Annotated in this window: 23 protein-coding genes, 1 tRNA gene and 1 pseudogene; 17 read left to right on the top strand and 8 right to left on the bottom strand. The window is 65.0% G+C overall.

The features are described from left to right. Positions 1-42 precede the first annotated feature (42 nt). The 3 genes and pseudogenes from A7X65_RS31285 (at position 43) to A7X65_RS31275 (ending at position 2,676) form a co-directional block, all read left to right on the top strand. Positions 43-912 carry a universal stress protein gene (locus tag A7X65_RS31285; protein ID WP_245323959.1) on the top strand — a complete coding sequence of 290 codons (870 nt, stop codon included), beginning with the start codon at positions 43-45 and terminating at the stop codon, positions 910-912. A gap of 125 nt (positions 913-1,037) precedes the next feature. Further along, positions 1,038-2,030: pseudogene (locus A7X65_RS31280) on the top strand (DNA-directed RNA polymerase subunit alpha); the annotation flags it as partial. A gap of 286 nt (positions 2,031-2,316) precedes the next feature. Continuing rightward, a complete protein-coding gene (locus A7X65_RS31275) occupies positions 2,317-2,676 on the top strand; it encodes a hypothetical protein (protein ID WP_063692496.1) in 360 nt (119 codons plus the stop codon). Positions 2,677-3,132: 456 nt separating this feature from the next. On the opposite strand, the gene A7X65_RS31270 is transcribed toward A7X65_RS31275, so the two are convergent. The 3 genes from A7X65_RS31270 to A7X65_RS31260 form a co-directional block, all read right to left on the bottom strand. Next, a tRNA-Val gene (locus A7X65_RS31270) sits at positions 3,133-3,207 on the bottom strand. Between the two features lie 159 nt (positions 3,208-3,366). Then, positions 3,367-4,665 (bottom strand): coiled-coil domain-containing protein, encoded by a 1,299-nt coding sequence (locus A7X65_RS31265; RefSeq protein ID WP_063692494.1) that lies wholly within the window; start codon positions 4,663-4,665, stop codon positions 3,367-3,369. A gap of 116 nt (positions 4,666-4,781) precedes the next feature. Then, complete coding sequence (locus tag A7X65_RS31260) at positions 4,782-5,387, bottom strand: DUF1134 domain-containing protein (protein ID WP_063692492.1); 606 nt, start codon at positions 5,385-5,387, stop codon at positions 4,782-4,784. Positions 5,388-5,526: 139 nt separating this feature from the next. On the opposite strand from A7X65_RS31260, the gene A7X65_RS31255 reads away from it, so the two are divergent. After that, complete coding sequence (locus A7X65_RS31255; protein ID WP_063692490.1) at positions 5,527-6,012, top strand: YHS domain-containing (seleno)protein; 486 nt, start codon at positions 5,527-5,529, stop codon at positions 6,010-6,012. Here A7X65_RS31255 and A7X65_RS31250 read toward each other — a convergent pair. Continuing rightward, a complete protein-coding gene (locus A7X65_RS31250; RefSeq protein WP_063692489.1) occupies positions 6,006-6,833 on the bottom strand; it encodes a 3'(2'),5'-bisphosphate nucleotidase CysQ family protein in 828 nt (275 codons plus the stop codon). The two genes, A7X65_RS31255 and A7X65_RS31250, sit on opposite strands and share 7 nt — an antisense overlap. 187 nt (positions 6,834-7,020) lie before the next feature. Here A7X65_RS31250 and chpT point away from each other — a divergent pair, with 187 nt between their 5' ends. From chpT to A7X65_RS31215, 7 genes are all read left to right on the top strand, one after another. After that, positions 7,021-7,674, top strand: coding sequence for a histidine phosphotransferase ChpT (chpT, locus tag A7X65_RS31245; RefSeq protein WP_063692487.1), 654 nt, complete (start codon positions 7,021-7,023; stop codon positions 7,672-7,674). A 198-nt stretch (positions 7,675-7,872) separates the two neighbouring features. Next, entirely contained in the window at positions 7,873-10,671 is a 2,799-nt protein-coding gene (locus tag A7X65_RS31240; protein WP_063692485.1) for a hybrid sensor histidine kinase/response regulator, read from the top strand. Positions 10,672-10,697: 26 nt separating this feature from the next. Beyond that, entirely contained in the window at positions 10,698-11,168 is a 471-nt protein-coding gene (locus A7X65_RS31235; RefSeq protein ID WP_063692483.1) for a chemotaxis protein CheW, read from the top strand. 73 nt (positions 11,169-11,241) lie between these two features. Continuing rightward, positions 11,242-11,607 carry a response regulator gene (locus tag A7X65_RS31230; RefSeq protein WP_007600538.1) on the top strand — a complete coding sequence of 122 codons (366 nt, stop codon included), beginning with the start codon at positions 11,242-11,244 and terminating at the stop codon, positions 11,605-11,607. 75 nt (positions 11,608-11,682) lie between these two features. After that, positions 11,683-12,885, top strand: a complete 1,203-nt coding sequence (locus A7X65_RS31225; RefSeq protein WP_063692481.1) for a protein-glutamate methylesterase/protein-glutamine glutaminase — start codon at positions 11,683-11,685, stop codon at positions 12,883-12,885. Then, positions 12,882-13,754, top strand: coding sequence for a CheR family methyltransferase (locus A7X65_RS31220; RefSeq protein WP_063692479.1), 873 nt, complete (start codon positions 12,882-12,884; stop codon positions 13,752-13,754). The genes A7X65_RS31225 and A7X65_RS31220 overlap by 4 nt, the downstream gene beginning before the upstream one ends. Positions 13,755-13,950: 196 nt before the next feature. After that, positions 13,951-14,493, top strand: coding sequence for an MORN repeat-containing protein (locus A7X65_RS31215; protein ID WP_245323957.1), 543 nt, complete (start codon positions 13,951-13,953; stop codon positions 14,491-14,493). Positions 14,494-14,553: 60 nt separating this feature from the next. Here A7X65_RS31215 and A7X65_RS31210 read toward each other — a convergent pair whose 3' ends face one another. The 4 genes from A7X65_RS31210 to ctrA form a co-directional block, all read right to left on the bottom strand. Then, a complete protein-coding gene (locus A7X65_RS31210; RefSeq protein ID WP_063692475.1) occupies positions 14,554-15,714 on the bottom strand; it encodes a glutathionylspermidine synthase family protein in 1,161 nt (386 codons plus the stop codon). Positions 15,715-15,799: 85 nt separating this feature from the next. Beyond that, the gene (locus A7X65_RS31205; protein WP_063692473.1) at positions 15,800-16,210 is read right to left on the bottom strand and encodes a hypothetical protein; all 411 of its coding nucleotides are present in this window, start codon (positions 16,208-16,210) and stop codon (positions 15,800-15,802) included. Between the two features lies 1 nt (position 16,211). After that, positions 16,212-16,616, bottom strand: a complete 405-nt coding sequence (locus A7X65_RS31200) for a DUF350 domain-containing protein (RefSeq protein ID WP_063692472.1) — start codon at positions 16,614-16,616, stop codon at positions 16,212-16,214. 353 nt (positions 16,617-16,969) lie between these two features. Continuing rightward, the gene (gene ctrA, locus A7X65_RS31195; RefSeq protein ID WP_008138878.1) at positions 16,970-17,671 is read right to left on the bottom strand and encodes a response regulator transcription factor CtrA; all 702 of its coding nucleotides are present in this window, start codon (positions 17,669-17,671) and stop codon (positions 16,970-16,972) included. A 440-nt stretch (positions 17,672-18,111) separates the two neighbouring features. Here ctrA and fliI point away from each other — a divergent pair, with 440 nt between their 5' ends. The 6 genes from fliI (at position 18,112) to A7X65_RS31165 (ending at position 24,410) form a co-directional block, all read left to right on the top strand. Beyond that, entirely contained in the window at positions 18,112-19,437 is a 1,326-nt protein-coding gene (gene fliI, locus A7X65_RS31190) for a flagellar protein export ATPase FliI (protein ID WP_063692470.1), read from the top strand. A gap of 133 nt (positions 19,438-19,570) precedes the next feature. After that, positions 19,571-19,990 carry a flagellar export protein FliJ gene (gene fliJ / locus A7X65_RS31185; RefSeq protein WP_011084990.1) on the top strand — a complete coding sequence of 140 codons (420 nt, stop codon included), beginning with the start codon at positions 19,571-19,573 and terminating at the stop codon, positions 19,988-19,990. Between the two features lie 185 nt (positions 19,991-20,175). After that, complete coding sequence (locus tag A7X65_RS31180; protein ID WP_063692468.1) at positions 20,176-20,721, top strand: sigma-70 family RNA polymerase sigma factor; 546 nt, start codon at positions 20,176-20,178, stop codon at positions 20,719-20,721. A 49-nt stretch (positions 20,722-20,770) separates the two neighbouring features. Next, a complete protein-coding gene (locus A7X65_RS31175; RefSeq protein WP_063692467.1) occupies positions 20,771-21,868 on the top strand; it encodes an anti-sigma factor in 1,098 nt (365 codons plus the stop codon). Between the two features lie 237 nt (positions 21,869-22,105). Continuing rightward, positions 22,106-23,065 carry a helix-turn-helix transcriptional regulator gene (locus A7X65_RS31170; protein WP_063692465.1) on the top strand — a complete coding sequence of 320 codons (960 nt, stop codon included), beginning with the start codon at positions 22,106-22,108 and terminating at the stop codon, positions 23,063-23,065. Positions 23,066-23,183: 118 nt separating this feature from the next. Beyond that, positions 23,184-24,410: an NAD(P)/FAD-dependent oxidoreductase gene (locus A7X65_RS31165; protein WP_063692463.1), complete on the top strand. Its 1,227-nt coding sequence runs from the start codon at positions 23,184-23,186 to the stop codon at positions 24,408-24,410. The last annotated feature ends 859 nt before the right edge of the window (positions 24,411-25,269 follow it).

Raw genomic sequence — 25,269 nt, 5'->3', positions numbered from 1 at the left:
ACGGGGACGCAAGGTGAAGTCATCGCAGGGCACCCGACGTCAATGTTCACTGAAAACACCGGGAGATTGAAAATGAAGACGCTCTTGGTCCCGCTGCAGAACATTCCAATGATGACATCCACGCTCGACGCCGTCGTAGATCTCGCGCGACGCACCGGCGCCTATATCGAAGGCTTTCCACTTCGGTTCGGCATCCCGCCCTATATGGCCTCGGAATTGGCCACCGGCATCCTCATGGATTCCTATGAGGCGAAGAGCGAGGCCGAATTGAACGACATGCGCAACTTCTTCGAAGCCTACATGCTGAAGCACGACATTCCTCGGGCCGCTGCACCTTCAGGTCGGCCGTGCTTCGGCTGGCTGGAGAACGCGCCCGAGGGCGAGGAGTTTGTCGGAAATTATGGGCGCGCTTTCGATCTGGTCGTGATGGCACGGTCCGACGTCGATGCTGCGGGTCCCCACCGTCGTGCGATTGAATCCGCGCTGTTTGAGAGCGGCAGGCCCGTCCTGCTGGCGCCGTTGACCGCACCGAGAAGCGTCGCGACGAACATCATGATCCACTGGAACGGCAGTACCGAGCAGGCGCGGGCAAACGCATTTGCGATGCCGCTGCTGCGGCTGGCGAAAAGGGTAACGGTTCTCACCGTGATCGGCGGCCAGGAGGTCCCGGGACCGTCCGCCGAGCGGATCATCCGGCAACTGCGCTACAACGACATTGCAGCCGAGGCGATAAGGGTTGAGCTGGGCGATCGCGACACCGGCGAGGCGGTCCTCGATGCGGCCAGGGCTGACGGCTGCGATCTCCTGGTCAAGGGCGCCTTCACCCGCACCCGGCTGCGGCAAATGATATTCGGCGGCGCGACCAGCCACATCATGGACCACGCGGACTTGCCGGTGCTGATGGCTCATTAGAGCCGCAAGCAGGCTCTCCCGATCATGCCATCATGCCGCTGTTGGCGGCGTGGAAATGAAACTAATTCGCCTTGACGTTGCATTATAGGCCTATAGTATATTTGCTTTCGCTGTGGTTTGCGATCGTGACTATTCAAAAGAGTTGGCAAGAGCTTATTCGACCGAACAAGCTGCGGCTAACCGCCGGTAGCGATCCAGCTCGATTCGCAACCATAGTAGCCGAGCCTCTTGAGCGTGGATTTGGACTGGCGCTTGGGAATGTATTGCGCCGCATTCTTTTATCCGCACTTTCTGGGGCAGCCGTGCAGTCGATGCGCATCGATGGTGTGCTGCACGAATTCTCATCGATTGCCGGAGTCCGCGAGGATGTCACCGAAATTCTGCTGAACGTTAGGGACCTATCGATCAAGATGCTGGGCGAAGGCCCCAAGCGTATGGTCGTGAAAAAGCGGGGCCCAGGCGTTGTCACCGCGGGCGACATCCAGACGACCGGCGACATCACGGTCCTCAATCCGGACCTCCAGATCTGCACTCTCGACGAGGGCGCGGAAATTCGTATCGAGTTTACGGTCGCGACGGGCAAGGGCTATGTGCCAGCCGAGCGCAACCGTCTCGAAGACGCGCCGATCGGCCTGATTCCGGTCGATAGCCTGTACTCCCCGGTCCGCAAAGTATCCTACAAGGTTGAGAATACCCGCGAGGGCCAGATCCTCGACTATGACAAACTGACCATGGCGATCGAGACTAATGGCGCGATCTCGCCGGACGATGCCGTGGCCTATGCTGCGCGGATACTGCAGGATCAGCTCAATGTGTTCGTCAGCTTCGAAGGGCCTCCCGAGGAAGTAGCACAGGAAGTCATTCCTGATCTCGCCTTTAACCCCGCCTTCCTAAAGAAGGTGGACGAACTCGAGCTGTCAGTGCGTTCGGCCGAATGCTTGAGGATCGACAATATCATTTACATCGGCGACCTTGTGCAGAAGAGCGAAGCGGAGTTGCTCCGCACACCGAATTTCGGTCGCAAGTCGCTGAATGAGGTCAAGGAAGTGTTGGCCCAGATGGGTCTGCATCTCGGCATGGAAGTGCCGGGCTGGCCGCCGGACAATATCGAAGAACTAGAAACGTCTGCTCAAGTCGCGTTTGAAACTTCGAGCTCAAGTCCAAGCGGTGAGTCAAGTGCATACGAAGTTGTGCGTTCATCACCTACTCCGTTCTCATCGCCCTTCGGCGCAGAAAAGATCGATGTCGCTCAAGCCGAACAATCTCTTGTTCGCGATCTTCTAGCCGTGATGGATAGCCTCAAGAGGGAGGGCGCTGGCTTGGCGTCGCAGGTAGGCAATTTTCATACAGCGCTCGTTGAATTCAAGAAATGGGCAGCGACAACTCGTCGGGAGATTTAGTCGCATGTTTAGCAGGGAGAACGCGGCCAATCTTTTAAAGACTTTGAAGGAAGTCTACGACGAGCATATCGTTATTAAGACGCGTTTCGAGGCGGTACAGGACTCCACGGAAAAGGCTCTCGTCGAGTATCGGCGGCTGAACGAAACGCTGGTTGAGAAGCTCGACAGGGTGGAGAAAGAACGAGCAAAAAGTGAAATGGAGATGCTATCGAAGATAGCAAGCTTGGAAGCTAGATTGAATGCGTTTAGCGAGAAGGCGATGCGTTTGGCCGTAGCTGACGTTGCCGAACGATTCTTTCGCGACAGGCTGCAAAGACCTTCATTGATTACTTCCAGCGACGATACGGACGACTCAGAGCAATGACATTGATTGAGCTTTCGGACAAACTGGATTGTCGCGCACCGACACTCCACTGGGCTGTCGAGGTCTAATGCGTTCCCATTCTAGTTCAGCAATGTTTAGAGTGAGCTAAACACTCCCCGGGAATAGTCATTGGCCGTGGACCTCAAGGAGTGTAGTCGACGCTGTCCCTCTCAATGAGAGCCGCTCTGATGTAGGGGAAAGTGGAGCTTGGTCGGCAGGGCGTGGGGCCTCTCCCGATCATGCCATCATGCCGCTGTTTTGCCCGACGGAGCAAGAAAAGTTCGGAAAAGGCGTAACCCGTTGATCCGGCTGACGCCGGCTACTGTGCATGGGGTTGTTTTCGACATTTTGACGGGGCGGAAGCAGGATGCCCCAGTCCGTCTACGCTCTCCAAGCTACGCCGGACACGCTTCGCCATCATTGGCGTGGCTGCGCCACGCGAAGCCTTTTGGCGAATGGTGGGCGCACAAGGGATCGAACCTTGGACCTCTCCCGTGTGAAGGGAACGCTCTCCCGCTGAGCTATGCGCCCGGGACCATCATGCAGGCGGCCGGACTTTCGGCCGGCCGACGCATTGGAGCCCGCGATTTAGAAGTGCGGGCTTGAGGTGTCAAGTTTCCAGGCGCCTTAAGGCCGGAAAACCTTGCCGGATCCTGTAATTCGCTTGGGAAGGCCGCCTTTTCGGCCTGCTTACGCGCCCTGCTGGCGGGCGCGGGAGGCGTGGGCCTGGAGCGCGCGGATACGCTCGGCCAGCGTTCCACCGCCCTCGGGCATGGCCGGCGCGGCCGCGCCATTGCTCGCGGCGTCATTGGCCGGGCGGGGCGCCGGCTTCGGCGGCTGGCCGGCCTCGGCCGCGAGCAGCGCCTCGATCGGCGAGTTCGGGCCTTCGAGCTGCATGGCGAGTTTTGCCACTTCGGCGGCGATGTCGTTGATGCGCTCGCGCAAGAGCGCGTTCTCCATGCGCTCGGTCGCCCAGGAGCTTTCCGCCTGCTGCTGGATCGCGTTGATGTCGCGCTGCAGCTTGGCGCGCTCGTCGCGGGCGGTGCGGAGCTGATCCTCCAGCGCGGTCTTCTCCGCGCGGATGGCTTCGAACGCAGCCGACGATTTGCCGCCGCTGAGGGCTGCGATCTCGACGCGCAGTTCCTTGACGGTGCGCTCGGAGGTCTCGCTCGCCTGGCGGAGCTGGTTGTTCTCGTAGTCGCGCTCGGCGAGCAGCTTGCCCTGCGTCGCGAGGCGCCCCTCGAGGTCGGCGACGCGGCCCGACAGCATCTCGGCCTCTTTCACCTGCACGAGGAGCTGGCGATCGAGCTCGGTGACGCGCTGGCTCAGATTCTCGACGCGGCCGCGTGCGTCGCCGAGCTCGCGCGAGGCGGTCTCGGATTCGGTGCGCTCATGGGCGAGGCGTGCTTGGGTGGCGGCGAACTCCTTCTCGGCGTCGCCGACGCGGTTCTTCAGTTCCTCGATCTGCGTGCGCACCGCGACCAGCTCGACCTGGCGGCTCTCCGCCATCAAGGAGCGGTCGGACAGCTCGGAGTTGATCTTGGCGAGCTCGTGCTGCTTGTCGGTCAGCGCGTTCTCGGCGGAGCGGAGGCTTTCGGTCTTGGCGGCGAATTCCTCCTCTGTGGCGCGGAGCTGTTCCTTCACCGCCTTCTCGCGCGCTTCCAGCGCGAAGATCGTGGCGTTCTTCTCGCCCAGCTCGATCTTCATGCGGTTGATGGCGTCGCTTTTCTTGCCGAGCTCGGCGAGCTGGCTCGTGGTCTTGTTCTTGAGCTGCTCGACGCTCATCTCGAGCCGGCGGGCCGACATGGCGAATTCGGCGCGGAGCTGGTCCTTGTCGGCCTGGATCTCGGCCATCGACAGCGGCGTTGCGGCCTCGAGCCGGCGCGTGGTCAGGCGCACCGCGCGGTTATGCACCAGCGGCACGATCGCGAGCCCGCACAGCATCGCAATCAGGAAACCGATCGCCAGGTACATGATCGGTTCGACCATGGGCCAGAACTCCAGAAGCTAAGGAAAAATTTACCAACGACAATGCATGCGGGGCCGGCAAAAAGCCAGCCCCGGCCTGTCGTTAACCTTGATCCGTCACAGGATGGGAAGGCGCCCTAGAACGGGTTCCAGGTCGCGCGCGGCGTATATTTGAGATAGCCGATATTGGCACCCAGCCGCAGGCCGAGCCCGGAGCGGATCGGCACCAGCACGATGTTGTTGGCGGTGAGCGCCGTCATGCCGAAGCCGCCGATGATATAGGCCGAGCCGTCGAGGCCGGCGAAGCGCTGGTAGATCGCATTGGTGGCGGGCAGGTTGTAGACCAGCGTCATGGTGCGCGCGCCGTCGCCGCCCCAGTCGAAGCCGAGCGAGGGACCCTGCCAGTAGACGCGTAGGTCGCCGGCGTTCTTGGTGTAGAGCGTGCCTTCGCCGTAGCGCAGGCCGGCGACGAAGGCGCCGGAGCCTTCCTCGCCCAGGATGTAGCCGTTCGGCAGGCCCCATTGGCTGACCGCCTTCTCGATGATCGAGGCGAGGCCGCGCGAGACGTTGCCGAAGAAGCGGTGGCCGGCGGTCACGAGCTCGTCCGGCCCATAGGTGCTGGGCGTCGGGGTCCGCTGCGGCGGGGGCAGATTGGGCGGCGGCGGCTGCTGGGCCGAGGCCGGCACGATCCAGCCGACCATCGCGGCAAGCGCGAACGCAGCAAGGCGTGATGCGAAAGTCATAAAAGAACCCCTGGTATCGAAACCGGTTGCTTCCTTAACCTGACGCCAACAGGCACGGCTCTAGGTTGCGCCGGATGTCCCCTCGACTCGGATGTTATCCGCAGCAACTATGACGGCACAACGGCAGGAAGATAGCCCTTTGCGCCCCGGAATTGCCTTGATCGGCCGTCTGGCCTGCCTGCTGGCGGTTCTTTGGATCGGCTGCCCGGCGGTGCCGGCCGAGGCCGCCACCACCGAGCGGATCGTCGTCAACCGCTTCTCCGGCGTCGCCATCGAAGGGTTCGACCCCGTCGGCTATTTCGTCGACGGCACCGCCGAGCAGGGCACGGCGGAGTTCGAGGCCAACCTCTGGGGGGCGGTCTGGCGCTTCCGGAACGAGGGCAACCGGGCCTCCTTCCTGGCTCATCCCGAGGTCTATGGCCCCCAGTTCGGCGGCTATGACCCCGCCGACATCGCCCGCGGCGTCACCGTCGCCGGCAACCCGCGCTTCTTCGCGATCGTGGCTCAGCGGCTCTATCTGTTCAGCCGGGAAGCCAATCGCGATGCCTTCGCCGCCGATCCCGAGCGCTTCCTCTACGAGGTCGGCAAGCGCTGGCCGACGCTGCAGCAGCAGCTCAGTCAGTAACAACCTACCGCCTGCGGGTCGCCCCAGGCGATGAAGTCCGGGATGATGAAACCGGTGTCCCGCCGCTGGCCGAAGCGGAGCTCGCCCCCCTTGCCGTCGGTCACCCGGCCGCCGGCCGCGGTCACGACCGCGCAGCCGGCGCCAACGTCCCATTCCGAGGTCGGTCCGAGGCGGGGATAGATGTCGGCGCTGCCCTCCGCGATCCGGCCGAATTTCACGGCGGAGCCGCAGGTCTTTCTCACCGCGTTGGGCCTCTTGTCGATGAACGCCTCGCTCCTGGGATCGCCGTGCGAGCGGCTCACCGCCGCGACCCAGGGCTCGCCCTGTGCCGGCAGCTTGCGGGTGCGGATCGATTCGGCCGCACCGATGGTGGCGCCGTCAAACCGCACGCGCTCGGCGCCGCGTCCGACGATGCCGCGCCAGAGCAGCCCGAGCGCGGGTGCGCTGACGATGCCGAGCAGCGGGACACCATTGGTGATGAGGGCGAGATTGACGGTGAACTCGTCGCGGCCGGCGACGAACTCCTTGGTGCCGTCGAGCGGGTCGATCAGGAAGAAGCTGCCCTGGAACGGCGGCGCGGCGAGCTGGGTCCGCTCTTCCGACAGCGTCGGCACGTCGCTCGCGAGCTGCGCGAGGCCCTCCGCGATGATCCGGTCGGCGGCAAGGTCCGCCTCGGTGACCGGCGAGCCGTCCTGCTTGCCGTCGACCCGCATCGCCGCGCGGTTGACGCCAAGGATCGCTTCGCCCGCCTTCACCACCAGCGCGGTGAGCGGCTCCATCAATCCCGATGCGGCCTCGGCCTCGATGATCCTCACCTGCATGCCTCATTCATCGGCAAATATCGCCCCTCTCGATTGATTCGCCCGCAGCTCTTATGGCCGCTTCGAGCCTATCGCAAGCTAGCTGCCACAGGCTGGCGAATGTTAGAACCCGCAGCATCCGTCAAGCATGCGTGATTCGCGGCGCCCGGTGCCGTGCAATTCCAGGAACCCTCCAGGACCCCATTATATGTCTGACGCCTCGTCGCCCGCGACCGCTACTGCACCCGATATGCTCGAACTCGCAGCGCTGCTGTGCTCGCGGGTCTGCCACGATCTCATCAGCCCCGTCGGCGCCATCGTCAACGGGCTCGAAGTGCTCGACGACGATCCCAAGCCGGAAGACCGCGAATTCGCGCTCGACCTGATTCGCAAGAGCGCCAAGACCGCCTCCGCCCGCCTCCAGTTCTGCCGTCTTGCCTTCGGCGCGGCCGGCTCCTCCGGCGCCCAGATCGATCTCGGCGACGCCCAGACCATGGCGAAGGGCCATATCGAGGACGGCAAGTGCTCGATCACGTGGAATCTCCCGCGGCTGCTGCTGCCGAAGAATCGCGTCAAGCTGCTGCTCAACATGCTGGTCGTGGCCCAGCATACGATCCCGCGCGGCGGCATGCTGACGATCGATCCGATCGGCGAGGGCGAGACCATGAGCTTCCGCATCACCGCGACCGGGCATAATGCGCGCCTGCCGCAGAACATCTCCGAGCTTCTCAGCGGCGAACGCGGACCTGCCGCCGATGCGCATGCGATCCAGCCTTATTATACGCGGCTGCTCGCACAGGCCTGCGGACTCACGGTGACGCTCAAGCCCGAAGGCGAAGCCATCATCGTTACCGCTTCGTAAACGCGCGACGCGCGCACTCAGAAGTTAATCCAATCTTTACGAGGCGCTTCGGCTTGTCCGGAGCGCCTTATCTATTTGTTGGTTCCGTTCTTTTCCACATACTCAACCATTATTAAACGCTTTGCGGTGAAGCTGGCCTCATTCCGAAATGGCGCATCACGTCTCGTGCGCGCCCTCCCTGTATGAAGGCCTGTTTTCATGGATGATCTGTTGCGGGAGTTTTTGACGGAGACCAGCGAGAGCCTGGACACCGTCGACAATCAGCTGGTGAAGTTCGAGCAGGAGCCGAACAACGCCAAGATTCTGGATAACATCTTCCGCCTCGTCCACACCATCAAGGGTACCTGCGGCTTCCTCGGACTGCCCAGGCTCGAAGCGCTGGCGCATGCCGGCGAGACGCTGATGGGCAAATTCCGCGACGGCATGCCGGTGACCGGCCAGGCCGTGACGGTGATCCTGTCCTCGATCGACCGCATCAAGGAGATCCTCGCGGGTCTGGAGGCCACCGAAGCCGAGCCCGAGGGCAACGACCGCGACCTCATCGACAAGCTGGAAGCGATGGTCGAGCAGGGCATGGCCGCGATGGCGGCCGGCGCCGCTGCTCCCGTTGCTGCTGCTCCCGTTGCCGAAGCGCCGCCGCTGGTGCCGGAAGCACCCGCTGCCGCGCCCGCCAAGGAGATGACCTCGGGCTCGCTGGTCGACCAGACCCTGGAGCGCCCCTTGCGTCCCGGCGAAGTCTCGCTCGACGAGCTCGAGCGCGCCTTCCGCGAGACCGCGATCGAAGCCCCGGCGCCCGCGCCCGTCGCCAAGGCCGAGCCCGCGCCGGCCCCGGCTGCTGAAGCTCCGGCTCCGGCAGCGAAGGAAGCAAAGGCGCCCAAGGAAAAGGCCGCGCCGAAGAAGTCGATGGCCGACGAGACCGCCGGCGAGGGCGACCGCATCGCCAACCAGTCGATCCGCGTCAACGTGGATACGCTGGAGCACCTGATGACCATGGTCTCCGAGCTGGTGCTGACCCGCAACCAGCTGCTGGAGATCAGCAGGCGCAACGAGGACACCGAGTTCAAGGTGCCGCTGCAGCGCCTCTCCAACGTCACCGCCGAGCTGCAGGAAGGCGTCATGAAGACGCGCATGCAGCCGATCGGCAATGCCTGGCAGAAGCTGCCCCGCATCGTCCGCGATCTCTCGAGCGAACTCGGCAAGCAGATCGAGCTGGAGATGCACGGCGCCGACACCGAGCTCGACCGCCAGGTGCTCGACCTGATCAAGGACCCGCTCACCCACATGGTGCGCAACTCCGCCGATCATGGCCTGGAGACCCCCGCCGAGCGCGTTGCGTCCGGCAAGGGCGAGCAGGGCACCATTCGCCTCTCCGCCTATCACGAGGGCGGCCACATCATCATCTGCATCGCCGACAACGGCCGTGGCCTCAACACCGAGAAGATCAAGGCCAAGGCGATCTCGTCCGGTCTCGTCACCGAGGCCGAGCTCGAGAAGATGAGCGAAGCCCAGATCCACAAGTTCATCTTCGCGCCGGGCTTCTCGACCGCGGCCGCCATCACCTCGGTCTCTGGCCGCGGTGTCGGCATGGACGTGGTGCGCACCAATATCGACCAGATCGGCGGCACCATCGACATCAAGTCGGTGGCCGGTGAAGGCTCAAGCGTCACCATCAAGATCCCGCTGACGCTCGCCATCGTCTCGGCGCTGATCGTCGAGGCCGCCGGTGATCGCTTCGCGATTCCCCAGCTCTCGGTGGTCGAGCTGGTCCGTGCCCGCGCCAACTCCGAGCACCGCATCGAGCGCATCAAGGACACCGCGGTTCTTCGTCTGCGCAACAAGCTGCTGCCGCTGATCCACCTGAAGAAGCTGCTCAAGATCGACGACGGCGCGGCCTCCGATCCCGAGAACGGCTTCATCGTGGTGACGCAGGTCGGCAGCCAGACCTTCGGCATCGTCGTCGACGGCGTCTTCCACACCGAAGAAATCGTCGTGAAGCCGATGTCGACGAAGCTGCGTCACATCGACATGTTCTCCGGCAACACCATTCTGGGCGATGGCGCGGTGATCATGATCATCGATCCCAACGGCATTGCCAAGGCGCTCGGCGCCGCCGGCTCCTCGGCCCACGACATGGGCGACGAGAACGGCGCCCACCACATCGGCTCGGGCGAGCAGACCACCTCGCTGCTCGTGTTCCGCGCCGGCTCGTCGCAGCCCAAGGCGGTCCCGCTCGGCCTCGTCACGCGCCTCGAAGAGCTGCCCGCCGACAAGATCGAGTTCAGTAACGGCCGCTACATGGTGCAGTACCGCGAGCAGCTGATGCCGCTGGTGGCCATGGAGAGCGTCACCATCGCCTCCCAGGGCGCCCAGCCGATCCTGGTGTTCGCCGATGACGGCCGCTCCATGGGCCTCGTCGTCGACGAGATCATCGACATCGTCGAGGAACGGCTCAACATCGAGGTCGGCGGCTCGTCCTCCGGCATCCTGGGCTCGGCCGTGATCAAGGGCCAGGCCACCGAAGTGATCGACGTCGGCCACTTCCTGCCGATGGCGTTCGCCGACTGGTTCACCCGCAAGGAGATGAAGCCGTCGATGCACTCGCAGTCGGTGCTGTTGGTGGACGACAGCGCCTTCTTCCGCAACATGCTGGCTCCCGTGCTGAAGGCGGCCGGCTACCGCGTCCGCACCGCGCCGACCGCGCAGGAGGGCCTGGCCGCGCTGCGCGCGCAGAGCTTCGACGTGATCCTGACCGACATCGAGATGCCGGACATGAACGGGTTCGAGTTCGCCGAGACCATCCGCTCCGACAACAACCTCGCTTCGACGCCGATCATCGGCCTCTCGGCGCTGGTGTCGCCGGCGGCGATCGAGCGCGGCCGTCAGGCCGGCTTCCACGACTATGTCGCCAAGTTCGACCGTCCCGGTCTGATCGCGGCGCTGAAGGAGCAGACCGCGGGCGCCGCCGGCGCCTCCGAGCTGAGCCGGGCAGCGGCGTAAGCAGGACAGGGATCAGGAGACCCGAGATGAGCACCAAGACCCAATCCGCCGAAGGCGCCATGGTCGAGTACGTCACCGCGATGATCGGCGGCCAGCTGTTCGGCCTGCCGATCTCCCGCGTCCAGGACGTGTTCATGCCCGAGCGCGTCACCCGCGTTCCCCTGTCCTCGCGCGAGATCGCGGGCGTGTTGAACCTGCGCGGCCGCATCGTCACCGTGGTCGACATGCGCGCCCGTCTCGGCCTGCCCAAGGCCGAGGACGGCAAGGTACCGATGGCGGTCGGCGTCGATTTGCGCGGTGAATCCTATGGCCTGCTGATCGACCAGATCGGCGAGGTCCTGCGCCTGCCCGAGGCCGGCATGGAAGAGAATCCCGTCAACCTCGATCCCCGCATGGCCAAGCTCGCCGGCGGTGTCCACCGCCTCGACGGCCAGCTCATGGTCGTGCTCGACGTCGATCGCGTGCTCGAGCTCGCGCCCGAGATGATGGCGGCCTGATACGGCGGCACCGCCGCCGACGGGCCAGTAATTGGAAGTGCCCTCGAAAACGGGGGAGGAAGCAGAGGTTCACATGCGAACTTGTCTCGTCGTTGATGATTCCAGCGTCATCCGCAAGGTTGCGCGCCGGATCCTGGAGGGCCTCGACTTCCAGATCCTCGAAGCCGAGGACGGTGAGAAGGCTCTGGAGGCCTGCAAGCGTGGACTGCCCGACGCGGTACTGCTCGACTGGAACATGCCCGTCATGGACGGCTACGAGTTCCTCGGCCACCTCCGCCGCATGCCCGGCGGCGACCAGCCGAAAGTGGTGTTCTGCACCACCGAGAACGACGTCGCGCATATTGCGCGCGCGCTGCACGCCGGTGCCAACGAGTACATCATGAAGCCGTTCGACAAGGACATCGTGACGGCGAAGTTTCAGGAAGTCGGACTTATCTGAGCGAACACCCGGAGGCGGAACGGATCCTTCGGCGATTGTTTTCAACTGAACCGTTTCAGTCTGAGTTGGTGAGTAATGAGTGTTGCGTTCGCAGGTAATTCGACCACGGGCACGTCGCGTGAAGCCGGGCCGCTGCGGGTGATGGTCGTTGACGACTCCGTCGTCATCCGCGGCCTGATCTCGCGCTGGATCGGCGCCGAGCACGACATGGAGGTCGCAGCGTCGCTGCGCACCGGGCTCGAGGCGGTCAACCAGCTCGAACGCATCAACCCCGACGTTGCCGTGCTCGACATCGAAATGCCCGAGCTCGACGGCATCTCGGCGCTGCCGAAACTGCTGGCGAAGAAGCGCGATCTCGTCATCATCATGGCCTCGACCCTGACGCGCCGCAACGCGGAGATCAGCTTCAAGGCGCTCTCGCTCGGCGCGGCCGACTACATTCCGAAGCCGGAATCGACCCGCGAGGCGTCGGCCGCCGACATCTTCCATCACGACCTGATCCAGAAGATCCGTCATCTCGGCGCGCGGCTGCGCCGCAGGCCCGCGGTTGCGAGCCCGCCGCTCGCACCGGCAAGTCCTGCTGCGCCGGCTGCACGCGCACCCGTCGTTGCGCGGCCTGCCGCGCCGGCGCCTGCTCCGGCCGTGCATGCTCCGTCGTCAGGCGTGTTGTCGACGCGCCCGTTCTCGACCCAGGCTCCGAAGGTGCTGCTGATCGGCTCCTCGACCGGCGGTCCGCAGGCGCTGATGGCGCTCGTCACCGAGCTCGGCCCCGTCATCGACCGCTTTCCGGTGCTGATCACCCAGCACATGCCGCCGACCTTCACCACCATTCTCGCCGAGCATCTGGCGCGCTCGAGCCGCCGCCCGGCAGCCGAAGCGGTCGACGGCGAGCCGGTGAAGCCCGGACGGATCTATCTCGCGCCCGGCGGCAAGCACATGCGCCTCGCGCGCAGCGGCGCGGACGTCGTGATCGCGCTCGATGACGGCCCCGCCGTCAATTTCTGCAAGCCCGCGGTCGATCCGCTCTTCACCTCCGCCATCGACATCTGGCACGGCAACATCCTCTCCGTGATCCTGACGGGCATGGGCTCGGACGGCATGCGCGGCGGCAAGGACATCGTCGCGGCCGGCGGAAGCGTGATCGCACAGGACGAAGCCTCCAGCGTGGTCTGGGGCATGCCGGGCGCGGCGGCCAATGCCGGCATCTGCGCCGCGATCCTGCCGCTCAACCAGATCGGCGCCAAGGTCAACCGCCTGTTCGCGGGAGACCGCTCGTGAATCCGACGGACTACGACTATCTGCGCAAGTTCCTGAAGGAGCGCTCGGGCCTCGATCTGTCGCCCGACAAGCAATATCTGGTCGAGAGCCGGCTGCTGCCGCTCGCGCGCAAGGCAAGCCTTCCCGGCATTCCCGATCTCGTGCTGAAGATCAGGAACGGCGACGGCCGGCTTGCGACCGACGTGGTCGAAGCCATGACCACCAACGAGACATTCTTCTACCGCGACAAGATTCCGTTCGACCATCTGCGCGAGACGATCCTGCCCGGCCTGATCCAGGCGCGCGCCGCGCGCAAGTCGATCCGGATCTGGTCGGCGGCCTCGTCGACGGGGCAGGAGCCCTATTCGATCGCGATGTGCGTGAAGGAGATGGGCGCGGCGCTCGCCGGCTGGCGCATCGAGATTGTCGCCACCGATCTGTCGCAGGAGGTGCTGGAGAAATCCAAGGCCGGCATCTACAGCCAGTTCGAGGTGCAGCGCGGCCTGCCGATCCAGCACCTGATGAAATACTTCACGCAGGCCGGCGAGCTCTGGCAGCTCAACGCCGACATCCGCGCCATGGTGCAGTTCCGCCAGCTTAATCTGCTGCAGGACTTCTCCCATCTCGGCACGTTCGACGTGATCTTCTGCCGCAACGTGCTGATCTATTTCGACCAGGATACCAAGGCCGTGATCTTCGAGCGCATGGCAAAGGGGCTGGAGGCCGACGGCACGCTGCTGCTCGGTGCCGCCGAGTCCGTCGTCGGCATCACCGACGCGTTCCGGCCGATCACCGAACGCCGCGGTCTCTATCAGCTCAACCCCGCGCGCTCCGGCCGTCCGATGGGTGGATTGATGCCGCCGTCGCTGAAGGTCGCCGCCGCGAGGTAAGTGGTCGAACGGCGGGCGCTCCGAGAAAGCGCCGTCGGCGCGAACGGCCGGCAACATCCGGCGAATATCTTCCGTCGTTGTGCGCGGCGCTGTACGCGCGCTTGAGCGCTCGCGAATTACTCCGCTACCGCGCAAGAGAGCATCGCGCCGCGATGCAGCACGGTCGTGGCTCTGAACAGCATCTGAAGGTTATGTTATGCTGCCGATGGTCCCGCCGAACCTCGGCGGGATTTTATTCCATCATGAACGAATTTGTGGAGGGCATACCATGCGAATGTCTTGTGCCTCATGCATTTTGTTGATTGCGCTTTCGTTGCCGGCGACGGCCCGCGCCGGCGAGCAAGTGCTCGAATTCAAGCTCGTCACCAAGCCGGTGGACGTCAAGGTCACCGAGGTCGCGAATGTCGAGGGGCAGACGGTCATGTCCGGCAAGATGTTTGGCGTCGCCATCTTCAAGGATGGCCGCATCGCCGTGAAGGATTTCGTCAACTCCAGTGATTTGCTCAAGGGCTCCGGGCCGATGTTCGGCTACAGCACCTACACCTTCGACGATGGCTCCTCGATCACGGCGCGCTACAGCGGTGCGATCAAGGACGGCAAGGCGAAGGGCGAATATACGATCCTGTCGGGCACCGGAATGTACGCGAACGCGACCGGCACCGGCGGCTTCGAAAGTACGAAAAGCGGGTTCAAGGGCGCCTTCCTGTACGACGGACGATTCATCGTCAAGACGCCCTGATCCAATACGAGAACCTTCGCGCTCGCGTGCCTTCACCGACAGGGGCCGCGAGCGCATCTTTCACAGAATCGCATGCGGCAAAAACCGCGAGCCGTTGCCCGTGATCGGGCTCTCGTCTTCGCGGATCGACAGGCCGCACGGCTCGTGGTTCACCAGCCAGCTTCCAACGACGACGTAATTGCCTGAGAAGTTCGGCAGTGGCGACAGCGCCTGCCGCACAAAACCTTCGGCGCCATAAGGGCCGGCCTGCTCGTCGAGCGCCGCTCCGCCGGACACCAGCGTGACATTGGCGCCTTCGCGCGACAGCAGCGGCTTGCGCACATACGACGTTCCGAGCTCCGCGGCCCGCGCGTCGTCCTCGAAGAAGGCCGGCAGCAGATTGGGGTGGTTCGGAAACATCTCCCAGAGCAGCGGCAGGATGCCCTTGTTCGAGAGCACCGCCTTCCATGGCGGCTCGATCCAGCGCGTCGCTGCGCTCTTGAGATTGGCGCCGAACGCATCCTGGAACATCCATTCCCAGGGATAGAGCTTGAAGGCGAGCGCGATGTCGCGTTCGTCGAGATCGACGAAACCGCCGCCCTCGTCGCGCCAGCCGACCTGGGCGATGTCGAGCAGCGTGGTCGAGAGTCCGGCCTGGCGTGCCGTGTCTTCGAGATACGCCAGCGTGCCGGCGTCCTCGGTATTGTCGGTGGCGCCGGTGAGATGCAGGTGTTGGCCCGCGGCGATCGTCTTCCATGCCGCGATCAGGCGCTCATGGATGGAGTTGAACTGATCGGCACGCACCGGGACGATGCGGCGCTCGATCGCCTGTTCGAGCCAGGTCCATTGAAACACCGCGGCCTCGAAGATCGAGGTCGGCGTATCCGCGTTGTATTCGAGCAGCTTCGCCGGCCCCTTGCCGTCGTACTTCAGGTCGAGCCGGCCGTAGAGGCTGCGGTCGCCGCGCTTCCAGCTCTCGGCGATGAAATCCCAGAACGCTTCAGGAATCTTCAGGCGCCGCAGATGCCGTTCGTCGCCGATCACGCGGCCGGCGAGCTCGCGGCACATCGCGTCGATCTCGCCGGTCGGCGTCTCGATGCCGCGCTCGATCTCGTCGAGCGTGAAGCCGTAATAGGCGCGCTCGTCCCAATAGCGGTCGCCGCCGATGGTGTGGAAGACGAAGCCGCATTGCGCGGCGGTCTCCCGCCAGTCGTCGCGCTCGAGGCAGGTGATGCGCTGCATGTTATTTCCTGCGCATGATCTCCGCGCAAACGCGTTCCGCGTTTGTCGCGAGGGAAAACCGCTGGCCACTTTTCCGGATCATGCGCTAGCCGCCGCTTGAAAAACCATGGCCGAACGAGCCGAAGCCGCCGCGGCTCACGCTGCTGTGGCCGGAGTCCGATGACGTGCTCGACGAGGAATGGCTGGAGGAATCGCTGCTGTAGTAGCTCGATCGCGACGACGAGCCCGATTCGCCGCTGCCGCCCGAGGAGCTGCTTCTGCTGCTGCTGCTGCACGCAGTGCTCGTCTGCACCGCCGGATCCGCCCCGGGAGGAGCGGGCTCGCAACTCGTCCGCGGCATCAGCGTGTAGGCGGTGGTGCCGACCGCGAGCGTGCCCATCACCAGCAGGGCGACGTGACCGGAGCGCTTCACCGGCTCCTTCGCCGGGAGCGCCAGTGGCTCCGGCCGGCGTGGCCGGCGCCTGCTGAATTCCTTGCTGGGGGGCTTCTCCGCCATGTCAGTAGATCATGCAGGCGGCGTTGAGCAGGCCCGCGGCGAGCGAGGACAGGCCGAGCCAGATGGCGGGCGCAAGCTCGCCGGCGGCGATCCGCGCCGACAGGTTCGGCACCGGCACCTTGACGAGAAAGAACACGATGACCTGCACGATGAGCGCGATCGTCGCCCAGATCAGGCAGTCCAGCACATTGGCCGAATGCGCGATCGCGCTGACCAGCGGCGCGACGAAGCCGAGCAGGCTGAGGCCGAGCGCGATCGCGGCAGCCGGCTCGTCGTCGCGGATCAGCTGGAACTCGTTGTAGGGGGTGATGCGGGTATAGACGAAGAGATACGCCACGATCGCGATCAGCCCGGTGCAGAAATAGACCAGGAAGGCGGGCAGGCCGGCCAGTGATTGCAGGATCATCGTTCCCCCATCGTGCAGCGACCATTCGTCGGCGGGAGAAGCATAGCGGTTCAAAGGTTAAGAGAGGGGAGGTCGTAGCCACGGGTTCTGCGGCGCATCCTTCGAGACGCCCGCCGTTGGCGGGCCCTCAGGATGAGGGCGGAGTGCGTGGCAGCAGTTTCGACGAGCGCCGGTGCTGCTTAGCCTCATCCTGAGGAGACCGCTGAAAGCGGTCGTCTCGAAGGACGAGGCGTGCGCTCAGGTCGCCGAGGGGGCAAGCGGGAGAAGACATCCCCAAAAACGAAAACCCCGCCATTTGCGGCGGGGTCCAGGCTGGGAGGAGCGAGCCCCGGGGGCTCGCGACGTAAACCGGATCAGGCGGGAATGCGCTCTTCGTGCTCGTGCGGCTCGCGCAGCACGTAGCCGCGGCCCCACACGGTCTCGATGAAGTTGCGGCCTTCGGAGGCGTTGGCGAGCTTCTTGCGGAGCTTGCAGATGAAGACGTCGATGATCTTCAGCTCGGGCTCGTCCATGCCGCCATAGAGGTGGTTGAGGAACATTTCCTTGGTCAGGGTGGTACCCTTGCGGAGCGAGAGCAGCTCCAGCATCTGGTACTCCTTGCCGGTCAGGTGCACGCGCTGGCCGCCGACTTCGACCGTCTTGGTGTCGAGGTTGACGACGAGGTCGCCGGTCTGGATGACCGACTGGGCGTGACCCTTGGAGCGGCGCACGATCGCGTGGATGCGGGCAACCAGCTCGTCCTTGTGGAAGGGCTTGGTCATGTAGTCGTCGGCGCCGACGCCGAGACCCTTGACCTTGTCCTCGATGCCGGCGAGGCCGGAGAGGATCAGAATCGGAGTCTTGATCTTGGAGACCCGGAGCTGCTTGAGCACGTCGTAGCCGGACATGTCGGGCAGGTTGAGGTCGAGGAGAATAATGTCGTAATCGTATAGTTTACCGAGATCGACGCCTTCTTCCCCCAAATCGGTCGTGTAGACGTTGAAGCTCTCAGACTTCAACATCAGCTCGATCGACTGCGCGACGGCGCTGTCATCTTCAATCAGCAAAACGCGCATGCCAGTTCCCCATAGTCGCCGCTCCTGGGCGTCAGGTCGGCCGCATTCGCGGCACTCAACAAAACGCCTTTGAACAACTGATTCGGATCCTGACAACAGATGGTTAACAAACTCTGATTCTGGAACGCAAGTCCCCCCGGTGCAATTTTTGTCGAATCGCCCTAAGGTCTTGCGCAGGAAGCAGCTTTCGTTACCCCGATCCGTTCAAGTTCCACTTTAAGAGACGGGCCTAACCGACTCCCGCGACTCAGCCTTCTTCTGAAGGGGAGCCACGCTCAGTCACAAAGACAGTGACGCAATGATTAATGATGCGGGTAAACACGAAGTTAAGCGCCGTTCAGAAATATGGCGAAACTTAAGAGTTTCCCCGTGAAGGCCCGGATGACGAAGGCGATCGGCTTAGTGAAGGCCCTCTTGTCTGCTGCGAAGGCGCGCTCCTTATGAAGGCTCTTGCCGAACAGATCGGCGATATCGACGGCGTCAACATCTACGGCCGTGTGGTCGGCGTGCGCGGCCTCATGGTCGAGGTGGCAGGTCCGATCCACGCGATGTCGGTCGGCGCGCGGCTCGTGATCGAGACCGGTGCCAACCGCACCATTCCCTGCGAGGTGATCGGCTTCTCCGGCAACAACGCCGTCGTGATGCCGTTCGCCGGCCTCGACGGCGTGCGCCGCGGCTGCAAGGCCGTCATCGCCAATGCCGCCAACCAGGTGCGGCCCTGCGCGGCCTGGCTCGGCCGCGTCGTCAATGCGCTGGGCGAGCCGATCGATGGAAAGGGGCCGCTGCCCCAGGGGTCCTCGCCGATGCCGTTCCGCAATACGCCGCCGCCGGCGCATTCGCGGAAGCGCGTCGGGGCCCCGCTCGATCTCGGCGTGCGCGCGATGAACACCTTTCTCACCTGCTGCCGCGGCCAGCGCATGGGCATCTTCGCAGGCTCCGGCGTCGGCAAATCGGTGCTGCTGTCGATGCTCGCGCGCAACGTCGATGCCGCCGTCAGCGTCATCGGTCTGATCGGCGAACGCGGCCGCGAGGTGCAGGAGTTCCTGCAGGACGACCTCGGCGAGGAGGGCCTCGCGCGTTCCGTCGTCGTGGTCGCGACCTCCGACGAGCCGGCGCTGATGCGCCGCCAGGCGGCCTATCTGACGCTCGCGGTCGCCGAATATTTCCGCGACGAGGACCAGGACGTGCTCTGCCTGATGGACTCGGTGACGCGCTTTGCCATGGCCCAGCGCGAGATCGGCCTGTCGGCCGGGGAGCCGCCGACCGCCAAGGGTTATACGCCGACCGTCTTCACCGAGCTGCCGAAGCTCTTGGAGCGGGCCGGGCCGGGCCTCGGCGAGGGCGCCATCACCGCGATCTTCACGGTGCTGGTCGACGGCGACGATCACAACGAGCCGATCGCGGACGCCGTCCGCGGCATCCTCGACGGCCACATCGTGATGCAGCGTTCGATCGCCGAGCGCGGCCGCTACCCCGCGATCAACATCCTCAAATCCGTCTCCCGGACCATGCCGAAATCGGCCGACCCGGAATACTGGCCGACCATCCAGAAGGCGCGGGCGGTGATGGCGACCTACGCCGACATGGAGGAACTGATCCGGCTGGGCGCCTACCGGGCCGGCTCCAGCCCCGAGGTGGACGAGGCGATCCGCCTGCACGAGCCGCTGGAAGCCTTCCTGCGCCAGCGCAAGGATGAAAATGCCTCCTTGGGGGACGGCTATCGGCAGTTGGCGCAAATCCTCGCGAATTTGGAAACGGAACGCTAACTTTGTCAGGTCATCATCCGATCCCACAGAGTAGCAGAGCCGGTCTTGGCCCCAGTCGGGCCTGTGGGGAGACCGGTGCCGTCCCAATGTGCGTGTGTCTTGCAGCTAGGGGACTTCTGGGGAGTACGAGTCGATGAAGTCACGTGATACCCTCATTCGCCTGAAGAAATTTCAGGTCGACGAGAAGCGCCGCCGGGTCACCCAGATCGAGACCATGATCGCCGATTTCCAGCGGATGTCGGTCGATCTCGAGCGCGAGATCCAGACCGAGCAGGAGCGTGCCGGGATCAACGATCCCTCGCACTTCGCCTACCCGACCTACGCCAAGGCCGCGATCCAGCGCCGCGAGAACCTGACCCGCTCGGCCGACGAGCTCAAGGGCCAGCTCGACGAAGCCAAGGCCGCGTTGGCCGAGGCCTTCGAGGAGCTGAAGAAGGTCGAGCTCCTCGACGAGCGCGACCAGGCCCGCGAACGCGCCGAGGAGAACGCCCGCGAGCAGGCCGACCTCGACAGCATCGGCCTGATGCGCGCCCGCATCGGCGCCGTCGCCTAAGCGGCCGCCAGCAAGAACGACCGAGAATTCGCGAAACCCGGACCCTCAAGGTCCGGGTTTTCGTATGTGCTGTCCACAGCGTGGCGCCACGCCCCTTGGTGGTCGGCTTTGCTGCGCGCTATGGTAGCGAAGTGCCGGGGGCCTGTGCGGAATACGCCTGAGCCTTGCGCGTGTTGGGGGGCCGAATGCTGACGCCAGCAGAGCTGGTCGGGCTGATTGAGGCGGTGGCGAAGGGCGATCAGGCCGCGTTCGAGCGCCTCTACGTCGCCACGCGCGCGAAACTCTATGGCGTCGTGCTCCGTATCTTGCGTCGGCAGGATCTCGCGGAGGAGGTCATTCAGGAAGCCTACGTCAAGATCTGGAACAGCGCCGGCCAGTTCAATCCGGCCCTGTCGTCGCCGATCACGTGGATGGCGTCGATCGCGCGCAACCGTGCGATCGACATCGTGCGCAAGAAGTCGGAAGCCTCCATCGAGGAAGAGCCTCAGGCGATGGAGGTCGCGGCCGACAGTCCCGATCCGCTGGCGCGCCGCGAGATGACCGAGGAGCTGAAGCGGCTCCTGGAATGTATCGGCCGGCTCGAGCCGGACCGTCAGAGGCTCGTGCTTCTCGCCTATTACAACGGCTGGAGCCGCGAGCAATTGGCGGAGAAATTTTCGGCGCCCGTCAACACGGTGAAGACGTGGCTGCGGCGCAGCATGCTGGATATCCGGGAGTGTCTCGGACTGTGATGGCTTGTGAGATGGCTTGGACGATGAGGATGGCTCTGGACTGCAATTGATGGCCTACACGGAGGACCATATCGCGCTCGCCGCGGAATATGCGCTCGGCTCGCTGGATGCCGACGAGCGCGCGCAGGTCGAGACCATGATGGCGGTGGACCCGGCGTTCGCCGACATCGTGCAGGGCTGGGCCTACCGGCTCGGCGTCCTCAACCAGATGGTCGGCACGATCGAGCCGCGTCCGATCGTGTGGGAGAACATCAGGGCCGAGCTGGCGCGGACGGCCTTTGCACAGCAGCCGCCCGCGCAGACCGAAGCCGCGGCGCCGCCCCCGCCGCCCATGCCGGAGGCCTTCTCGTTCGACACCGCGCCCACTGAGACGTCTTCGGCTGCCACGCCGCCGACCGAGCCCCCGCCAGTCGAGAGCCAGTCGAGCGAGCCGCAGCCTGCCGCAACCGAGCCGGCCGAAGCGGCGCGACCGGCCGGCGATGCGCTGCCCGACATCGCGCCGGTCTTCATGCCGCAGGTCCATGCGCCCGATCCGGATGTGGTGCATGCGCCGCCGGCGCCGGTCGTGGACAACACCAATGTGATCCGGCTCGAGGGCCGCGTGAAGCGCTGGCGCACCGTCGCCTCCGCCGTCGGTGCGCTCGCGGCCGCGCTGCTGGTGACGCTGTCGCTGCAGATCTTCCGGCCCGACGCGCTGCCCGGCGCCTTGCGCCCGGCGCCGCGCATCCAGACCGTGGAAGTGAAGACGCCGGGCACGCCGCTCGCCGCGTCCGCGCAATATGTCGCGCTGCTGCAGGGCCAGGGCGGCGGCCCCGCCTTCATCCTCACCATCGACGGCGCCACGCGAAACTTCACCGTGCGCAAGGTCGGCGCCACGCCGGAGCCCGGCAAGAGTTTTGAGCTCTGGCTGATCTCCGACAAGCTGCCGCGCCCGCGCTCGCTCGGCGTGATCGGCGCCGGCGAGTTCACCGCGCGCCCGCTGCTCGCCGGCTACGATGCCGACGTCGTCAACGGCGCGACCTATGCCGTCACCATCGAGCAGGCCGGCGGGTCGCCCAACGGCCAGCCGACCTCGGCGCCGGTGTTTTCCGGCAAGCTGATCGAGACCGTCCCGCCCGCCCAGCCGCAGGCACCCGCGAAGAAGTAGGGGGGCCGTAGCCCGGGTGGGCGCAGCGATATCCGGGGGCAGTGTTCCCGCATGTCGCTTCGCTCATGCGGGCTACCAGGGCGTGTTCCTGTCGCTCCCGTCCGCTCCGGCGTCGCATGGCGACAAGCCCCTTTGAATCCGCCCGCGCTTTGAACCTCGGTGCAATTCGCGGCGTCAAATCCCCGGAATTTGCACGCGGCGCCGATTTGGGGCGCCGGAGAAGGGGCGAGACATCAGATGGATGCAGCGAGAACGCCGGGCATCTTCGTTCACCAATATTCGGGCCTGCCGATGGGTCCGGCCTTCGAACATTGGCGCGAACGGGCCTTCGGGGCCTGCGGCCTCGAGATCGGGCCGAGCCATGGCGACAGCATCGATTGCCGGCTCCAGGTCAGTGTCGTCGACAATATCGTGCTGGCCATCCCGGAGGGCGCCTCCGCGCAATACACGCGGGCCCAGAGCCACCTTGCCGACGGCAGCGACGATCTCGTGCTGATCTCGGCGCATGCGGGCCTCGTGCGTGTCGGCCAGAACGGCCACACCATCGAGCTTGCTCCCGAGCAGATGGTGCTGGTCGACATGGGCATCACCGGCACCGTCGGTCACACCAATGAGGAACGCTTCACCACCATCCGCATGCCGCGCCGTGCGTTGCTCGACATCAGCCCGCGCGCCGAGGAGAAGCTGTCGCAGGTGCTCTCCGACGGCGCGGTCGCCGAGACCATCTTCCGCTACCATGCGCTCGCCGCCAATCACGCGCCGCATCTGGACGCCGTCGGCCAGCGCCTGACCGCGCAGCACATGGTCGACCTGGTCGGCCTCCTGCTCGGCACCGATGCGGAGCATGCGAGCCTTGCGCGCGGCCGCGGACATGCCGCGGCCCGCCTCGACATCATGCGCGCCGACGTGATGGCCGCACTCGGCCGCAACGATCTCTGCCTCGCCGACGTTGCGACGCGCTCGGGCCTGAGCCCGCGCCAGGCGCAACGCCTGTTCGAGCAGGCCGGCACCACCTTCACCGAATTCGTGCTGGAGCAGCGCCTGCTGCTGGCGCGCAAGCAGCTCGGCGATCCCCGGGCGCGGACGCGCAAGATCAGCGACATCGCGCATTCCTCGGGCTTCTCCGACCTGTCCTATTTCAACCGCGCCTTCCGCAAGCGTTTTGGCGCGACCCCGTCCGAATTGCGCGAGGCGTAAGCCCACGAATTTGTGCAGCGGCCAGGCGGCCGCCGCATTTGGTCGGCCGGGGCGAATGCGCTATACCTGCCGGTGCGGGCAGACCGCGGGATTTCTCTGGAAAGCACAGTAGGCGAACATGGCGCGTATCGTCGTGCTCGGCGCCGGGTTTGCAGGCCTGTGGGCAGCCATCGCCGCCGCGCGAAAGCGCGACGAGATCGGCGCGGCCGGTCGCGACATCGAGATCCATCTCATTGATCGCAATCCCTATCACAACATCCGCGTTCGCAATTACGAGGCCGATCTCAGCGAGGTCGCGCTTCCGCTCGGCCCATTGCTCGATCCGATCGGCGTGACGCATGGCCTCGGCGAGGTCGAGGCGATCGATCCGGCGCATCGCCAGATCTCGCTGGTGACCAGCGGCGGCGAGGCGACGCTGAGCTATGACCGCCTCGTGCTGGCGCTCGGCAGCGAGGTGATGCGTCCCGACATACCTGGCCTCGTCGATCATGCGTTCGATGTCGATACCTATACCGCCGCACTTCGCCTCGACGATCATCTCACCTCGCTCGGGCGCAGCGCGCCGGCGCCGGGACGATCCACCGTCGTCGTGGTCGGCGCCGGCTTTACCGGCATCGAGGTCGCAGCCGAAATGCCCGACAGGCTGGCGCGCGCCGGCATCACCGGCAGCCGCCGCATCATCCTGGTCGATCCCAATCCTTCCGTCGGCGCCACCATCGGTGCGCATGCGCGTCCTGTCATCGCGACGGCGCTCACCTCGCTCGATGTCGAGACGCGGCTCGGCGTTCGTGTCGTGTCCGTCGAGGCGGCCGGCATTCACCTGAGCTCGGGCGAGTTCATTGCGGCGCAGACCGTGATCTGGTGCGCCGGGATGCGTGCCAGCCCCTTGGCGGCGAGTTTTCCGGACGCACGCGATCGCCTCGGGCGCCTGCTGGTCGATCCATTCATGCGGGTTGCCGATGTCGGCGGCGTGTTCGCCTGCGGCGACGTCGCCTCCAGCGTGGTCGACGGGCTGCATCCGACCGTGATGTCGTGCCAGTTCGCGCGGCCCATGGGCCGCTTCGCCGGCCATAACGTGGTGGCCGATCTCGCAGGCCAGCCGATGCTGCCGCTGCGGATCGACTGGTACGTCACCGTGCTCGATCTCGGTAGCTGGGGCGCGCTCTATACGGAGGGGTGGGATCGCGAGGTACGCACCACCGGCGCGGCTGCGAAGGCCACCAAGCAGACCATCAACCGCAAGCGCATCTATCCGCCGCTGACGGGCAGCAAGGACGAGCTGTTCGCGGCCGCCGCACCGACCGTGCAGGCGCCGCCGCCGACTTATGGGGCGCCGCGCCGCTGAGCTGGAGCGTGGGGCCATCGGCCAGGCGAAACGATGAAACGAAGGCGACGGGTTCGCCGGTCGAACGTCCGCTTTTGACCCAAAGCCGACCTTCACGGTGATGCTCGCCGAAGTCCGCTTCTGGCCCATAGCTGACCTTGCCGTGCGTTCGCTGACCGTCAGCTTTGATTCCAACGCCGGAAATTTGACGCGGGGGGCGGCCGATCGAGGCCAATTCGGCGGGTGGGTCCAGCCACAAGCCCTCGCGTCGCTCGATGGCAAAACACCCTAACCTTGGGGCAATCTCCCTCTCCAAAAATATTCCCTTTACCGAAATTCGGAAACGGCGTATCCATCGCGGCGACCCGGCCCAAGGAAGAGGGGCGTATCGCGATCGTCACGAACGCGGGCCGGGCGGCGGTGGGCGTGGGCCTCATCGGCGCGAAGGGTTTTGCAGGGCGGGCAACCGTGAGCAAAGGCCTCGCGCACACGACCGGTGAGATCCGCGCACGGCAAAATCGTGTGGTCCTGGCGCCCGGGGTCTGTGCGCCAAGTCTTGTGGTGGTGTGAAACGTCCAACCGGACGTGCACATCAGTCATCTGCGGGGCGACGGGGGCAATAGTGCATCGCTCCCCGGGGAGAGCGCGACATAAGCCGTCAAACCACTGCGCAGGGAAGGCCGGATGTTCGGGCTTCACCTGTATGCCGCTGTGCAGATCTTCTAACTGCTACTTCGCACAGTGGACCGCGGGTGCCAGCCGGCACCCGGTCTTCCCTGCGCCCTCTTTCAATGGAGGGTGAAGCGACCAGGCAAAACTCGGGCGAGATGAGCCGCGAGGCTGCGATGGTGTGTCCGCGATGGAGATGCAAGTGAGCAAG

Source organism: Bradyrhizobium stylosanthis (assembly GCF_001641335.1).
Taxonomy (GTDB): Bacteria; Pseudomonadota; Alphaproteobacteria; order Rhizobiales; family Xanthobacteraceae; genus Bradyrhizobium; species Bradyrhizobium stylosanthis.
The sequence above is the reverse complement of the archived record's forward strand: the minus strand, read 5'-3'. Positions and strand labels throughout refer to the sequence as shown.

What these genes read in the sequence shown, in the direction of transcription:
- A7X65_RS31175 (WP_063692467.1), top strand. Translation starts at nt 20,771, where the DNA reads ATGGCCTACACGGAGGACCATATCGCGCTCGCCGCGGAATATGCGCTC.
- A7X65_RS31225 (WP_063692481.1), top strand. Translation starts at nt 11,683, where the DNA reads ATGAGTGTTGCGTTCGCAGGTAATTCGACCACGGGCACGTCGCGTGAA.
- A7X65_RS31165 (WP_063692463.1), top strand. Translation starts at nt 23,184, where the DNA reads ATGGCGCGTATCGTCGTGCTCGGCGCCGGGTTTGCAGGCCTGTGGGCA.
- A7X65_RS31170 (WP_063692465.1), top strand. Translation starts at nt 22,106, where the DNA reads ATGGATGCAGCGAGAACGCCGGGCATCTTCGTTCACCAATATTCGGGC.
- ctrA (WP_008138878.1), bottom strand. Translation starts at nt 17,671, where the DNA reads ATGCGCGTTTTGCTGATTGAAGATGACAGCGCCGTCGCGCAGTCGATC.
- chpT (WP_063692487.1), top strand. Translation starts at nt 7,021, where the DNA reads ATGTCTGACGCCTCGTCGCCCGCGACCGCTACTGCACCCGATATGCTC.
- A7X65_RS31215 (WP_245323957.1), top strand. Translation starts at nt 13,951, where the DNA reads ATGCTGCCGATGGTCCCGCCGAACCTCGGCGGGATTTTATTCCATCAT.
- A7X65_RS31240 (WP_063692485.1), top strand. Translation starts at nt 7,873, where the DNA reads ATGGATGATCTGTTGCGGGAGTTTTTGACGGAGACCAGCGAGAGCCTG.
- fliI (WP_063692470.1), top strand. Translation starts at nt 18,112, where the DNA reads ATGAAGGCTCTTGCCGAACAGATCGGCGATATCGACGGCGTCAACATC.
- A7X65_RS31230 (WP_007600538.1), top strand. Translation starts at nt 11,242, where the DNA reads ATGCGAACTTGTCTCGTCGTTGATGATTCCAGCGTCATCCGCAAGGTT.
- A7X65_RS31265 (WP_063692494.1), bottom strand. Translation starts at nt 4,665, where the DNA reads ATGGTCGAACCGATCATGTACCTGGCGATCGGTTTCCTGATTGCGATG.
- A7X65_RS31200 (WP_063692472.1), bottom strand. Translation starts at nt 16,616, where the DNA reads ATGATCCTGCAATCACTGGCCGGCCTGCCCGCCTTCCTGGTCTATTTC.
- fliJ (WP_011084990.1), top strand. Translation starts at nt 19,571, where the DNA reads ATGAAGTCACGTGATACCCTCATTCGCCTGAAGAAATTTCAGGTCGAC.
- A7X65_RS31180 (WP_063692468.1), top strand. Translation starts at nt 20,176, where the DNA reads ATGCTGACGCCAGCAGAGCTGGTCGGGCTGATTGAGGCGGTGGCGAAG.
- A7X65_RS31250 (WP_063692489.1), bottom strand. Translation starts at nt 6,833, where the DNA reads ATGCAGGTGAGGATCATCGAGGCCGAGGCCGCATCGGGATTGATGGAG.
- A7X65_RS31260 (WP_063692492.1), bottom strand. Translation starts at nt 5,387, where the DNA reads ATGACTTTCGCATCACGCCTTGCTGCGTTCGCGCTTGCCGCGATGGTC.
- A7X65_RS31275 (WP_063692496.1), top strand. Translation starts at nt 2,317, where the DNA reads ATGTTTAGCAGGGAGAACGCGGCCAATCTTTTAAAGACTTTGAAGGAA.
- A7X65_RS31285 (WP_245323959.1), top strand. Translation starts at nt 43, where the DNA reads ATGTTCACTGAAAACACCGGGAGATTGAAAATGAAGACGCTCTTGGTC.
- A7X65_RS31235 (WP_063692483.1), top strand. Translation starts at nt 10,698, where the DNA reads ATGAGCACCAAGACCCAATCCGCCGAAGGCGCCATGGTCGAGTACGTC.
- A7X65_RS31205 (WP_063692473.1), bottom strand. Translation starts at nt 16,210, where the DNA reads ATGGCGGAGAAGCCCCCCAGCAAGGAATTCAGCAGGCGCCGGCCACGC.
- A7X65_RS31210 (WP_063692475.1), bottom strand. Translation starts at nt 15,714, where the DNA reads ATGCAGCGCATCACCTGCCTCGAGCGCGACGACTGGCGGGAGACCGCC.